The organism is Streptomyces sp. NPDC005728 (assembly GCF_040630895.1).
Classification (GTDB): Bacteria; Actinomycetota; Actinomycetes; order Streptomycetales; family Streptomycetaceae; genus Streptomyces.
Window position 1 is genome coordinate 67,351 of the sequence record NZ_JBEXYL010000005.1, and the last position, 12,794, is coordinate 80,144.

Genomic DNA, 12,794 nt, shown 5'->3' on the forward strand with positions numbered 1-12,794 from the left:
TAGAATTCACGCGTGGCAGGACGGATCAACGACGAGGACGTGAAGGCGGTACGGGACGCGGTCCCGATCGACGCCGTGGTCTCCGAGTACCTCCAGCTGCGCAACGCCGGTGGCGGCAACCTCAAGGGGCTGTGCCCCTTCCACGACGAGAAGTCGCCGTCCTTCCAGGTCAGCCCGAGCAAGGGACTCTTCCACTGCTTCGGCTGCCAGGAGGGCGGCGACACCATCACCTTCGTCATGAAGGTGGACCACCTCTCCTTCTCCGAGGCGGTCGAGCGCCTGGCCGCCCAGGCCGGCATCACGCTGCGCTACGAAGAGGGCGGGTACAACCCCGCCCACCAGCGCGGCGAGCGCATCCGCCTGGTCGAGGCACACAAGATCGCCGCCCAGTGGTACGCCGAGCAGCTCGCCACCAGCCCCGAGGCCGAGACCGGCCGGATCTTCCTCGCCGAGCGCGGCTTCGACCAGGCCGCCGCCGTCCACTTCGGCGTCGGCTACAGCCCCCAGGGCTGGGACCACCTCACCCGCTTCCTGCGCGGCAGGGGCTTCACGGACAAGGAGCTGGTCCTCTCCGGACTGTCGCAGGAGGGCCGCCGCGGCCCCATCGACCGGTTCCGGGGCCGTCTGATGTGGCCCATCCGGGACATCGGCGGGGAGGTCGTCGGCTTCGGCGCCCGCAAGCTGTACGAGGCGGACAACGGCCCGAAGTACCTGAACACGCCCGACACGGCGATCTACAAGAAGTCCCAGGTGCTGTACGGCATCGACCTCGCCAAGCAGCACATCGCCAAGGCCAGCCGGGCCGTCGTCGTCGAGGGCTACACGGACGTCATGGCCTGCCACCTCGCCGGCGTCACGACCGCGATCGCCACCTGCGGCACCGCCTTCGGCGGCGACCACATCAAGATCCTCCGCCGTCTTCTCATGGACAACGGCTCGGCCCGGGTGATCTTCACCTTCGACGGCGACGCGGCCGGCCAGAAGGCGGCCCTGCGCGCCTTCGAGGACGACCAGAAGTTCGCCGCCTCGACCTACATCGCGATTGCTCCCGACGGCATGGATCCGTGCGAGTTGCGCCTGGCGAAGGGGGACGACGCCGTCGCGGAACTGGTCCAACCGCACACCCCGCTGTTCAAGTTCGCGCTGCAGCAGATCGTGAAGCGCTACGACCTGGAAACTCCCGGGGGCCGAGCGGCGGCCCTGGACGAGGCAGCCCCGGTGGCAGCCCGGATCAAGGAGCGCACCGCGCGGCGTGAGATGGCGGTGGAGCTCGCCGGCTTGGTCGGCATCCTGGACCCGGAGTTCGTGGTGGACCGTGTCGGTCACCTTCACCGGCGCGGCGGCGGCAGGGCCCCGGCGCCCGACCACCGCGCACCCCAGCCGTACGAGGCCGCCCCTCGCCCGGCCGCCGCAGGCCCCGCTCTGACCCTGCGCAACCCCGTCTACGCCACCGAGCGCGAGCTGCTGAAACTCGCCCTGCAGCGCCCGGAGCTGGTCTCCCCGGCCTTCGACGCGTACGGCGCCGACGAATTCACAGCTGCCCCCTACGCCGCCGTACGCCAGGCCGTCCTGGACGCGGGCGGCGCCGAGTGGGGCGTACAGGACGCCCAGGAGTACCTGGTCCGCGTCCGCGAGGCCGCCCCCGACGACACGGTCCGCGCGATGGTCACCGAACTCGCCGTCGAGCCGATCATGCGCAGGACGGTCGACGAGATCTACGCGGGTGTGCAGCTGGTGGCGGTCCGTCGCCGGGCCGTCGAGCGCCGCGTCCGGGACGTCCAGTCCCAGCTGGCCCGCATCGCCGCTGTGGGCGACCCGGCCCAGCTGGCCGCCGTACAGAACGAACTGTGGGTCCTGCAGCAGTACGACCAGGCACTGCGCGAGCGGGGCGCGGAGGCGCTCTAGTCCTCCGGGAAAGCGGGGGCAACCGCCCGCACCAGGCGGTCCGCGAACTCCCGCTCCCTACCGGCGAACTGCGGGTACTCGGTGACGAAGTGGTTCCACTCGACCTCCCCGGCCGCCTCCACGACGTCCTCCAGCAGGATCTTCTGCCGGTACGGATACGGCCACTCGCCCGACAACCGGAACACTTCGTGCAGCAGCTCGCAGGAGAGAGGGTGGTCTTCGGCGAGCAGGACGGCGTCGTACAGGTCCTTGCCCTGGCCGTGCACGTCGGTGAGCAGCCACATCAGCTTCCAGACGAGCGACAGCGCGGGCGTCGCCGCGAGCAGCACCGCCCCGCCCGGCAGCTCCAACCGCTCGGGCTCCTCGGGCAGCGGCTCGTTGAAGACGAAGTCGAGCTGGACGTGCCCGCCGGGCAGCCCCGGCGCCGACCAGGGCAGGACCATCCGGCGGCCCGGCACCCGGTCGTAGGTCCAGATGTCCTCCACGACCGCGGTGCGCGGATGGAAACGGACCTCGTTTCCCTGGGCCTCGGCCGCCTCGGCCGCCTCGGCCACGCCCGCGAACATCCTCTCCGTGCGCTCCTCGTCGATCCGCCAGGAGGCCGGTACGACGACGAAGTCCAGGTCACCGGGTTCGCGGGCGGCCTCCCCGAACCACGCCGACAGCAGCACGCTGCCGCGCAGCACCAGGGCGTCCGCCCAGGGTGAGGCCGCGATGCCGCCCAGCACCAGGTGCTGGGCCCGCTGCCGGGCGGCCCGCCAGGCGACGCCGCGCGCCGGGTCGGTGAACACGGGGTCGGTGGCCCGGTAGGCGTTCCGGTAGTGCTTCAGGGCCGGTTCGAAGACGGGCCGCTGCGTCACGTCCCGGCCGGGCACCCGGGTCAGCGTTCTGGGCAGGTCCTTGGCCTGGCGCGTCGTCTCGTCCAGAGGTTCGCGCGGGACCTCGTCCGCCTGCCACCCGAAGTTCCGCCATGTGCCGCTCATACGCCCGCTCCCTGGGTCGTCGGCTCCCCGAGCCACCCCTCGTCCACCGACTCGTCGCTGTCGTGGAGCACGAACTCCCGCTCCACGCCCAGCACTTCGTGCCCGTCCAGCTCTGCCAGGAGCCGTCCCAGCGCCCTTTCGGCCTCCGCGTCGCAGACGTCTCGGCACCGCTGGGTCACGAACCGCTCGTGCCGTCCGGCCCCGTGCACCCGCCGGGCGTTCCAGGACAGATGCGCGCCGTGCGGGACGACCCGTCCGGCCAGCGTGCCGAGGTCGGTGTCCGCGTCCAGCAGCAGCTCCACGTGATGCTCGAAGTACTGACCGCCCCCGCACGGCCCGTCCGGCACCTCGGGCGCCCACGGCACCGACTCGATCTTCACCCGGACCGACGCGAAACCGTCCGCCCGCAGCGCCGCCACGGTCCGCTCCGCCCGCGCCGACTCCTCGGCGTACGAGGCCGAGCCGGCGAGGGTGAGCATCGGCTGGTGCCGCATCCGGCCGCGGGCCAGCACGATGTGCGTCAGCTTCAGCCCCGTGGCACCGGCCCAGACATGCAGCCGCTCCGCCTCGGCCTGGCTCGCGCAGGCGACGGTCACATGGGTTTCGTACAGGAGCCCGGACACCGGGAGATCGTCGCAGACCGGCCGGGGCGCGGCACCCGGGTTTCCGGCCCCGGTCACCAGCCGGTCACGGACCGGACGCAAAAAGTCACCGCAAGCCCCTCGTGGCGGGGATGTGTCTTCCCCCACACTGGGGTGCGGTGCCCGAGTCCCAGGCCTCAGGAGCGCAGGCCGTCGACTCTCCGCTCCCGAAGTACCGCTGCCGCACACCTTGAGCAGCGATCATCCTGGAGGTCGCCCCCGTGCAGACCCAGACCCTCACCCAGACCGACAGCAACACCAGCGCCACCGCCGACGAGCCGGACGCGGAGCCCGACGTCCTCGTGGCCGTGCCCCCGCAGGGCCGCGCCCACCGCCACCCGGAGGCGACCCCCGAGACCGTCCCGGAGGCGGCCCAGGGGCCGGCTGCCGAGACGGCCGCCGAGCCGGCGGAGCCGCCTGCCGAGGCGCTGACGGAGGACCCCGAAGCGCCCGAGGAGGCCGCCGAGCCCGTCGAGGCGCCGCCCGCCGCCCGGGCCGACACCAGCGGGCCCTCCTCGGACCTCTTCCGCCAGTACCTGCGCGAGATCGGCCGCATCCCGCTGCTCACCGCCGCCGAGGAGGTCGAACTCGCCCGCCGTGTCGAGGCCGGGCTGTTCGCCGAGGCGAAGCTGACCAGCACCCCCGACCTGGACAGCCAGCTCGCACTCGACCTGGACCGGCTCGTCGTCATGGGCCGGATGGCCAAGCGCCGCCTCATCGAGGCCAACCTGCGGCTCGTGGTCTCCGTCGCCAAGCGGTACGTCGGCCGCGGCCTGACCATGCTCGACCTGGTCCAGGAGGGCAACCTCGGACTCATCCGGGCCGTGGAGAAGTTCGACTACGCCCGCGGCTACAAGTTCTCCACCTACGCCACCTGGTGGATCCGGCAGGCCATGTCCCGCGCCCTGGCCGACCAGGCCCGCACCATCCGCGTTCCCGTGCACGTCGTGGAACTGATCAACCGGGTCGTCCGCGTCCAGCGCCGCATGCTCCAGGAACGCGGCTACGAGCCGACACCGGACGAGGTCGCCGCGCATCTGGAGCTGCCCCCGGAACGGGTCGGCGAGGTGCTGCGCCTGGCTCAGGAGCCGGTGTCCCTGCACGCCCCGGTGGGCGAGGAGGACGACGTCGCCCTCGGTGACCTGATCGAGGACGGCGACGCCACGAGCCCCGTCGAATCGGCCGCGTTCCTGCTGCTCCGGGAGCACCTGGAGGCCGTGCTCTCCACCCTCGGCGAACGGGAACGCAAGGTCGTCCAGCTCCGCTACGGCCTCGCCGACGGCCGCCCCCGCACCCTGGAGGAGATAGGCCGCCTCTTCGGCGTGACCCGGGAACGGATACGGCAGATCGAGTCGAAGACCCTGAACAAGCTCAGGGACCACGCCTTCGCGGACCAGTTGAGGGGATACCTGGACTGAAAGAGGCCGCTCACCCGAGGTGAGCGGCCCCTTCGAGGATCACCCGAGGATCAGTCGACCTCGGCCACGGCCTGCGCGAACTGGGCCTTGTACAGCCGCGCGTAGGCCCCGTCGGCCGCCAGCAGCTCCGCGTGCGCGCCCTGTTCGACGATCGAGCCGTTCTCCATCACCAGGATCGTGTCGGCGTCCCGGATGGTGGAGAGGCGGTGCGCGATGACGAACGAGGTCCGCCCGTCGGCGAGTTTGGCCATCGCCTTCTGGATCAGCACCTCGGTACGGGTGTCGACGGAGCTGGTCGCCTCGTCCAGCACCAGGATCGTCGGATCGGACAGGAACGCCCGCGCGATGGTGATGAGCTGCTTCTCACCGGCGCTGACCCCCGTGCCCTCGTCGTCGATCACGGTGTCGTAACCGTCGGGAAGAGTACGGATGAACCGGTCCGCGTGGGCCGCCCGCGCAGCCTCCTCGATCTCCCCCCGGGTGACCTCGCGCGAGGCGCCGTACGCGATGTTGTCCGCGATGGACCCGCCGAACAGCCAGGTGTCCTGCAGCACCATGCCGATCCCCGACCGCAGGTCGTCCCGGGACATCCTCCGGATGTCCACGCCGTCGAGGGCGATGCGCCCGCCGGAGACGTCGTAGAACCGCATCAGCAGGTTGACCAGGGTGGTCTTGCCCGCACCGGTCGGACCGACGATCGCCACCGTCTGGCCGGGCTCCACCGTCAGCGACAGATCCTCGATCAGCGGCTTCTCGGGGTCGTACCGGAACGACACGTGCTCCAGCCGCACCCGCCCGCGCAGCTGCTCCGGCCGCTCGCCCGGCACCGGATCCGCCTCCTGCTCCTCCGCGTCCAGGAGTTCGAAGATCCGCTCGGCCGAGGCGACACCCGACTGCACCAGGTTCGCCATCGACGCGACCTGCGTCAGCGGCATCGAGAACTGCCGCGAGTACTGGATGAAGGCCTGCACGTCACCGATGGACAGCGCGCCCGACGCGACCCGGAGACCACCGACGACCGCCACCAGCACGTAGTTCAGGTTCGACACGAACATCATCAGCGGCTGCATCACCCCGCTGTTGAACTGCGCCTTGAACCCGGCCTCGTACAGCGCCTCGTTCTGCTCGGCGAACTGCTTCGCCGACTCCTCCTGCCGGCCGAACACCTTGACCAGGGTGTGCCCGGTGTACATCTCCTCGACGTGCGCGTTCAGCTTGCCGGTGGAGCGCCACTGCTGCACGAAGTGCGGCTGCGACCGCTTGCCGACCCGGGTGGCGACCACGAACGACAGTGGCACGGTCACCAGCGCGACCAGCGCCAGGATCCACGAGACATAGAACATCATCACGAGCACGCCGACGATGGTCAGCACCGAGTTGATGAGCTGACCCATCGACTGCTGCAGCGTCTGCCCGATGTTGTCGATGTCGTTGGTGGCCCGGGAGAGCACCTCGCCGCGCTGGCGCTTGTCGAAGTACGACAGCGGCAGCCGCGACAGCTTCGCCTGCACGTCCTCGCGCATCCGGTACATCGTGCGGTTCACGGCCCGGTTGACCAACCGGGTGGCGACCGCCATCAGCAGACCGGCGATCAGGAAGGTGCCGAGCGCGAGCAGCAGGACGTTCCCGACGGCAGTGAAGTCGATGCCCTTGCCGGGGGTGAAGTCGGTGCTCTGCAGCATGTCCGCGACGGTGCCCTGGCCCCGCTCGCGCATCGATTCGAGCACCTGCTCCTTGCTCGCCCCGGCCGGCATCTGCCGGCCGACGATGCCGGCGAACACCAGGTCGGTGGCCCGGCCGAGGATCTTCGGGCCGATCACGCTCAGGGCCACGCTGACGACCACGCACAGCAGCAGGACGTAGATGGTGACCCGTTCGGGCCTGAACCGGGCGACGAGCCGCTTGCCCGACCCCTTGAAGTCCATCGAGCGCTGGTCGGGGCCGCCCCCGGCCATCATGCGTCCCATGGGCCCGGCCATCAGGCAGCCTCCGCTTCCGTGAGCTGGGAGAGCACGATCTCCCGGTAGGTCTCGTTGGTCGCCATCAACTCGTGGTGCCGGCCGGAGCCGACCACCCGGCCCTCGTCCAGCACGACGATCCGGTCCGCGTCCCGGATGGTCGCCACTCGCTGGGCGACGATGACGACGGTCGCCTCGGCGGTCTCCTCGCCGAGCGCGGAGCGCAACGCCGCGTCGGTCGCGTAGTCGAGTGCGGAGAACGAGTCGTCGAAGAGATAGATCTCCGGACGCTGCACCAGCGTGCGGGCGATGGCGAGGCGCTGGCGCTGACCGCCCGACACGTTCGTGCCGCCCTGCGCGATCGGGGCGTTCAGACCGCCCTCCAGCTTCTGCACGAAGTCCCTGGCCTGCGCCACCTCCAGCGCGTGCCACAGCTCCTCGTCGGTGGCGTCCGGATCGCCGTAGCGCAGGTTGGTCGCGACCGTCCCCGCGAACAGGTACGGCTTCTGCGGCACGAGCCCGACGGTCTTCGCGAGCAGCCGCGGCTCGACCTCCTGGACGTCGACGCCGTCCACCAGGACCTCGCCCTCGGTGGCGTCGAACAGCCGCGGGACCAGCCCGAGCAGCGTCGACTTGCCGCTGCCGGTGGAGCCGATCACGGCGGTCGTCTCACCCGGCCGGGCCACCAGGTCGATGCCCTTCAGCACCGGCTCCTCGGCACCCGGATAGCGGAAGCCCGCGCCCCGGATCTCCAGATGCCCGTGCCGGCGCAGCTCGACGACCGGCGCGAGCGGCGGCACCACGCTCGACTCGGTGTCCAGGACCTCCTCGATGCGCTCGGCGCACACCTCGGCGCGCGGCACCATCATGAACATGAAGGTGGCCATCATCACGGACATGACGATCTGCATCAGATAGGCGAGGAACGCGGTCAGGTCGCCGATCTGCATCCCGCCGCTGTCGATGCGGTGCGCGCCGAACCACACCACCGCGATCGACGACACGTTCACCACGGTCATGACGATCGGGAACATCAGCGCGAGCATCCGGCCGGTGGCCATCTGCATCTCGGTCAGATCGCCGTTCGCCTTCCCGAACCGGCCCTGCTCGTACTCGTCCCGGACGAAGGCGCGGATCACCCGGTTGCCGGTGATCTGCTCGCGCAGCACCCGGTTCACCGTGTCCAGCCGGACCTGCATGGACCGGAACAGCGGCCGCAGCCGGCGCACGATCAGCGCCACGGAGATGCCGAGCACGGGGACGACGGCGATGAGCACGGCGGACAGCGGCACGTCCAGGCCGAGCGCCAGCACGATCCCGCCGACACACATGATGGGCGCCGACACCATCAGGGTGAACGACATCAGGACCAGCATCTGGACCTGCTGTACGTCATTGGTCGTACGGGTGATGAGCGTGGGTGCCCCGAAGTGACCCATCTCACGGGCGGAGAAGGACTGGACCCGGTGGAAGACGGCGCCGCGCACGTCCCGGCCGAGCGCGGAGGCGGTCCGGGCGCCGTAGTAGACGGCACCGATGTTGCAGACGACCTGCGCCAGTGAGATGCCGATCATCAGGGCGCCGAACGACAGGATGTAACCCGTGTCCCCCTTCACGACACCGTTGTCGATGATGTGCGCGTTGAGGGTGGGCAGATAGAGGGTGGCGCAGGTCTGCAGGAACTGCAGCAGCACCAGAAGGGCTATGGGTTTCTTGTAGGGCCTGAGATAGGTCCGCAGAAGTCGTATGAGCACGCTACGTCTCTCGGAGTCGGCGAGGGGGGCCGGTCGGTTGCCCCTGGCCCCTATCGTCGGACACTCCACCCGCGTTACCTCAACCCATTAAGCCAACCGATGAACCCCGGGAAGCGCGGTCCTCAGAGGCGGAACGCACCAGGGTGGGTCTGCTCCCGCACCGACACGAACTGCTGCCGTACGGCCTGACCCACGGCCAGCTCGTCGCCCGGCTCCAGGACCTGCGCGGCCGCGCCCTGCCAGGCCGGCGGGGTGCGCGGGTCGAGGGCGCCCTGCGACACACCGAGCGCCCAGGCGGCCTGCCGCGCCGCGCCGATCGCCGCGTAGTCGGCGGGCTGCGGTACGACGACCTGCACACCGAACAGCGAGGGCGCCGCGGACTGCACGGCGGGCAGCTCGGCGGCCGGCCCCAGCAGGAAGATCCGCCGCACGTCCACGCCCCGCCCGCGCAGTACGTCCAGTGCGTCGGCGAGCCCGCACAGCATGCCCTCGAACGCGGCCCGCGCCAGATGCTCGGGCTTCATCGACTCGCGCCGCAGCCCGGCGAGGGTCCCGGCGGTGTGCGGCAGACTCGGCGTCCGCTCGCCCTCCAGGTAGGGCAGCAGCACCAGCCCGTGCGAACCCGGCGTCGACTTCATCGCCAGGTCCGACAGGCCCTCCAGGTCGGACAGACCGAGGAGTTCGGCGGCGCCGCGCAGGGTGCGTACGGCGTTCAGGGTGGTGACGACCGGCAGGTGCATGCCGGTGGCGTCGGCCAACGAGGTGATCATCCCGGCCTGGTCGGTGAGCGCCTCCCGGTGCACGGCCATCACGGAACCGGAGGCCCCGAGCGAGACGACCGCGTCCCCGAGCCCGATCCCGAGCCCGAACGCGGCGGCCATGGTCTCCCCGGTCCCGGCCGAGATCAGCAGCCCCTCCGGAGTCGTACCGGCCGCGTCCGACGGGCCGATCACCTCGGGGAGCATCGCCTGGTGGCCGAGCGCCAGCTCGACCAGGTCGGGCCGGTAGCCACCGGTCGCGGCGGACCAGTACCCGGTGCCGGAGGCGCCGCCGCGGTCGGTGGTCCGGCGCACGGGCCGCCCTAGCAGCTGCCACACCAGCCAGTCGTGGGCCTGCAGCAGCACGGCCGTACGCAGCGCGTTCTCGGGCTCACTCTTCGCGAGCCAGCGCAGCTTGGTGACCGGCTGCGCGGCCTGCGGCACACAGCCGACCGCCTGCGCCCAGGCCTCCCGGCCGCCGAGCGCGTCGATCAGGTCGGCCGCCGCGACCTGCGCCCGCTTGTCGCCGCCGACCAGCGCCGGCCGCACGGTGTTGCCCTGTGCGTCCAGCGGGATCAGGGCATTCTGCTGCGCGGAGACGCCGATGGCCTGCACGCCCTCCAGCAGCCCGCCCCCCGCGGCCTCGCCCAGGGACAGCAGCCACGCCTGCGGGTCCACGTCGCTGGGGCGTGCGGCCCCGTCCGCCGCGTCCACCGGATGCGGCGCATACCCCTGCCTGAGCACGGCTCCCGTGTCCGCGTCACAGACGACGATGCGCGTGAAATCGGGCGAGCTGTCCAACCCGGCGACTATCCCCATGGCGAAAATTCTGCCGTATCGCTGCGCTTGTTTTGGCCCAGGGCGGTGCCCCGTTCCCCTGAAGGAGGCGTCGCGCTGCCGGCCTAGGTGTTGCTGGTGCCCCAGTCGTCCTCGTCCGCGCCGTTGATGGTGCGTTCCCGGAGGGATCGCACCCGCTGGGCCACAGACTCCGGGACGCGGTCGCCGACCTTGTGGCCGACCGTGTGGAAGGCCTTGCCGGCGTACTGGCGGCCCTGCTGGGCGGCGGTCTCGGCGGTGTTGCGGACGGCGGGGTTCTGCGCGATCTGGCGAGCGGACTTCTTCAGCTGCTCGTAGCGCTCGCGTCCGGCCCTCGTGCCGAGCACGTAACCGAGGGCCAGTCCGGCGACGAACGTGAGCCGGTAGCGCATGGCTGCCACCCTTCCCTTGTCTAGGTCTCTGGTGCGGCGTCGGCGCCAGGGGATTCCGATTGGCGGAGCACCCCCCTACTTGCGCTAATGTATGTGTCGCAGCGAGCGCCCGCCCCCTGGCGAATACCCAGGTAGGTACGTTCGATGCAACGAGGCAATCCTCCGTAGCTCAATTGGCAGAGCAGCCGGCTGTTAACCGGCAGGTTACTGGTTCGAGTCCAGTCGGGGGAGCTTCGGTCCTCCGTAGCTCAATTGGCAGAGCAGCCGGCTGTTAACCGGCAGGTTACTGGTTCGAGTCCAGTCGGGGGAGCTTCGGTCCTCCGTAGCTCAATTGGCAGAGCAGCCGGCTGTTAACCGGCAGGTTACTGGTTCGAGTCCAGTCGGGGGAGCACGGCGAACGAGGACCCTTCGGGGTCCTTTTTCATGTCCGGGGGAACCACGGTGCCTGCGCCGAAGTCCTCAAGGTCAGGAAGCAGCGCAGAAGCCGACCATCCGAAGCAGGAGATCGTATGAGCGGCTATGCTGCGGCAGACGGCGCGCACACTTGTACGCGACACGCCGCTATGGGGCGGTAGCTCAGCCGGTTAGAGCAGCGGACTCATAATCCGTCGGCCGTGGGTTCGAGTCCCACCCGCCCCACTCTTAGCTACGCGTGCAGAAACGATGTGGTCTGCGGGAACGCGAGAGCGGCCCGTCCCGGAGCGGATTGATCGAATATCCGTTCGATCACGCGCCCGCGAGCGTGACCACCTCCCGGCACAGCATGCGGGGCCGCTCGGACAGCACCTCCAGCACCCAGGTACCCGGACCGCCCTCCAGCTCCGCCCGCAGGCCGCCCGCGCCGTCGGAGACGAACGGGACCGGTTCCCCGTACGGAACTCCGTCCTGCCGCAGCACCGCCCGCAGGTTCCGGTCGACCAGGCCGGTCCCGGAGGCCAGCACCTCGAAGGGCGCTCCGGCAGCCGCATACTCGGGGACCTCCAGTCCGAACTCCTCGTCGGCAGCGAGCATGTCGCCGGCCGGAAGGCCCTCCCTGATGACGGCGAGCTGATGGCCCACCGATCCGCCGCCCGCCATGTCCGCGTGGCGGTAGCCGTTCCAGATCCCGTCTTCCTTGTAGTCGAGCGCCCAGCCGGCGAAGGCGGATTCCTGCGGCACGGTCCCGTCACCGGACCAGGGGCGGCTCGCATCCAGCTCCGTGGTGAACCGTAGTCCGTCGGGCGAGAGTTCGACGCCGTGCACCGTCGGGTGCGCCATGCCTCCCAGGCTGTGCACCCGGTAGGGCAGCCGGCCGCCGGCGTCGCCGCGGCGGTTCGCGTCGCGCGCCTCCTCGAACTCCCGGTGGAAGGCGAAGGCGTCCTCGACCACGGCCGTGGGCAGGTCGGGCACCTGGTGGCGGCGGTCGGCGAGCGTGCGGCGACGGCTCTTGCCCGGGATCGTGACCGCCTCGTACACGGGCAGCAGCTGTCCCACGGACGGAAGGGTGAGGGCGAGTTCGCGCAGTGCCTCGTTCACCACACGGCCGATCGCGCCGGTGCCCGCGCGGCGCAGCCGGCCGTCGCCGACGACCGGTCCGACACCGTGGCCGGTCAGGAACCGGACGGCCTTCGCGGCGCCCCGGTGCGGTGTGCCCAGCGTGACCAGGGTGCGCGCGGTCTCCCTGCCGCCCAGGCACTCCAGGTAGTAGCGGCCGACCAGACCTCCCATCGAGTGGCAGACCAGAATGACCTTCGGCTCGTCCGCCCGGTCCGGGTAGTGCCGGTCGACCTGCTCGCGCCACCGGGAGAGTTCACGCCCGATCCGTTCCTTCAGGTCCTGGGCGGTCAGCCGGTTGGAGAGCCGCCAGTCGTAGGCGAAGGGGACGTACTGGCCCTCGGCCAGGTCCCCGAGCGCCGCCCGGACGTCCGGATAGCCCAGGCAGGAGAGCAGCCCGGGCATCGCGTCCGGGGACTTGAGCAGCCCGTCCGCGACGAGCCGGCGGTCCCCCTCGGGCCGGTGGTCGCCGATGTCCGGCGGCAGGGCGATGCCCGCCAGCGCCCGCCCGGGGTGCCGGAGCTGGAACAGAGCCTGCCGGGACTGGTTCCAGACGTCACTCCCGTCCCTGGTCAGCCGGCTGCCGAGGATCCCGGGTACGAACACCACGAGGTCGTGCTTCACTGCGTTTTCCTC

The 12,794-nt window shown here is 70.7% G+C and carries 9 protein-coding genes and 4 tRNA genes; 6 read left to right on the plus strand and 7 right to left on the minus strand.

Features of this window, described 5'->3' with window-relative positions:
* Positions 1-12: 12 nt before the first annotated feature.
* The gene (gene dnaG / locus ABZ471_RS05820; RefSeq protein WP_359062831.1) at positions 13-1,905 is read left to right on the plus strand and encodes a DNA primase; all 1,893 of its coding nucleotides are present in this window, start codon (positions 13-15) and stop codon (positions 1,903-1,905) included.
* Here the strand turns inward: dnaG and ABZ471_RS05825 are convergent.
* On the minus strand, positions 1,902-2,888 hold the full coding sequence (locus tag ABZ471_RS05825; protein ID WP_359062833.1) for a nucleotidyl transferase AbiEii/AbiGii toxin family protein: 987 nt from the start codon (positions 2,886-2,888) through the stop codon (positions 1,902-1,904). The two genes, dnaG and ABZ471_RS05825, sit on opposite strands and share 4 nt — an antisense overlap.
* Positions 2,885-3,511: a hypothetical protein gene (locus tag ABZ471_RS05830; protein ID WP_359062835.1), complete on the minus strand. Its 627-nt coding sequence runs from the start codon at positions 3,509-3,511 to the stop codon at positions 2,885-2,887. The genes ABZ471_RS05825 and ABZ471_RS05830 overlap by 4 nt, the downstream gene beginning before the upstream one ends.
* Before the next feature lie 218 nt (positions 3,512-3,729).
* Between ABZ471_RS05830 and ABZ471_RS05835 the strand changes: the two genes are divergently transcribed.
* Positions 3,730-4,947 carry an RNA polymerase sigma factor gene (locus ABZ471_RS05835; protein WP_359063025.1) on the plus strand — a complete coding sequence of 406 codons (1,218 nt, stop codon included), beginning with the start codon at positions 3,730-3,732 and terminating at the stop codon, positions 4,945-4,947.
* 50 nt (positions 4,948-4,997) lie between these two features.
* Here the strand turns inward: ABZ471_RS05835 and ABZ471_RS05840 are convergent, their stop codons facing one another.
* The 4 genes from ABZ471_RS05840 to ABZ471_RS05855 all read right to left on the minus strand — a co-directional run bounded on the left by ABZ471_RS05840 (position 4,998) and on the right by ABZ471_RS05855 (position 10,625).
* Positions 4,998-6,926 (minus strand): ABC transporter ATP-binding protein, encoded by a 1,929-nt coding sequence (locus ABZ471_RS05840; protein ID WP_359062837.1) that lies wholly within the window; start codon positions 6,924-6,926, stop codon positions 4,998-5,000.
* Entirely contained in the window at positions 6,926-8,659 is a 1,734-nt protein-coding gene (locus ABZ471_RS05845) for an ABC transporter ATP-binding protein (protein ID WP_359062839.1), read from the minus strand. The genes ABZ471_RS05840 and ABZ471_RS05845 overlap by 1 nt, the downstream gene beginning before the upstream one ends.
* Before the next feature lie 122 nt (positions 8,660-8,781).
* Positions 8,782-10,236, minus strand: coding sequence for an FGGY family carbohydrate kinase (locus ABZ471_RS05850; protein ID WP_359062841.1), 1,455 nt, complete (start codon positions 10,234-10,236; stop codon positions 8,782-8,784).
* Between the two features lie 83 nt (positions 10,237-10,319).
* Entirely contained in the window at positions 10,320-10,625 is a 306-nt protein-coding gene (locus ABZ471_RS05855) for a YtxH domain-containing protein (RefSeq protein ID WP_359062843.1), read from the minus strand.
* Positions 10,626-10,783: 158 nt separating this feature from the next.
* Between ABZ471_RS05855 and ABZ471_RS05860 the strand changes: the two genes are divergently transcribed.
* From ABZ471_RS05860 to ABZ471_RS05875, 4 genes are all read left to right on the plus strand, one after another.
* Positions 10,784-10,856 (plus strand) — tRNA-Asn (locus tag ABZ471_RS05860).
* A gap of 6 nt (positions 10,857-10,862) precedes the next feature.
* Positions 10,863-10,935: transfer RNA gene (locus ABZ471_RS05865), tRNA-Asn, on the plus strand.
* Positions 10,936-10,941: 6 nt separating this feature from the next.
* Positions 10,942-11,014: transfer RNA gene (locus tag ABZ471_RS05870), tRNA-Asn, on the plus strand.
* 176 nt (positions 11,015-11,190) lie between these two features.
* A tRNA-Ile gene (locus ABZ471_RS05875) sits at positions 11,191-11,264 on the plus strand.
* Between the two features lie 87 nt (positions 11,265-11,351).
* Here the strand turns inward: ABZ471_RS05875 and ABZ471_RS05880 are convergent.
* On the minus strand, positions 11,352-12,782 hold the full coding sequence (locus ABZ471_RS05880; protein WP_359062845.1) for a hypothetical protein: 1,431 nt from the start codon (positions 12,780-12,782) through the stop codon (positions 11,352-11,354).
* Positions 12,783-12,794: the final 12 nt, after the last annotated feature.

Excerpts from the sequence above, each read along its gene's own strand:
- ABZ471_RS05825 (WP_359062833.1), bottom strand. The coding sequence starts at position 2,888 with ATGAGCGGCACATGGCGGAACTTCGGGTGGCAGGCGGACGAGGTCCCG.
- ABZ471_RS05840 (WP_359062837.1), bottom strand. The coding sequence starts at position 6,926 with ATGGCCGGGCCCATGGGACGCATGATGGCCGGGGGCGGCCCCGACCAG.
- ABZ471_RS05850 (WP_359062841.1), bottom strand. The coding sequence starts at position 10,236 with ATGGGGATAGTCGCCGGGTTGGACAGCTCGCCCGATTTCACGCGCATC.
- ABZ471_RS05855 (WP_359062843.1), bottom strand. The coding sequence starts at position 10,625 with ATGCGCTACCGGCTCACGTTCGTCGCCGGACTGGCCCTCGGTTACGTG.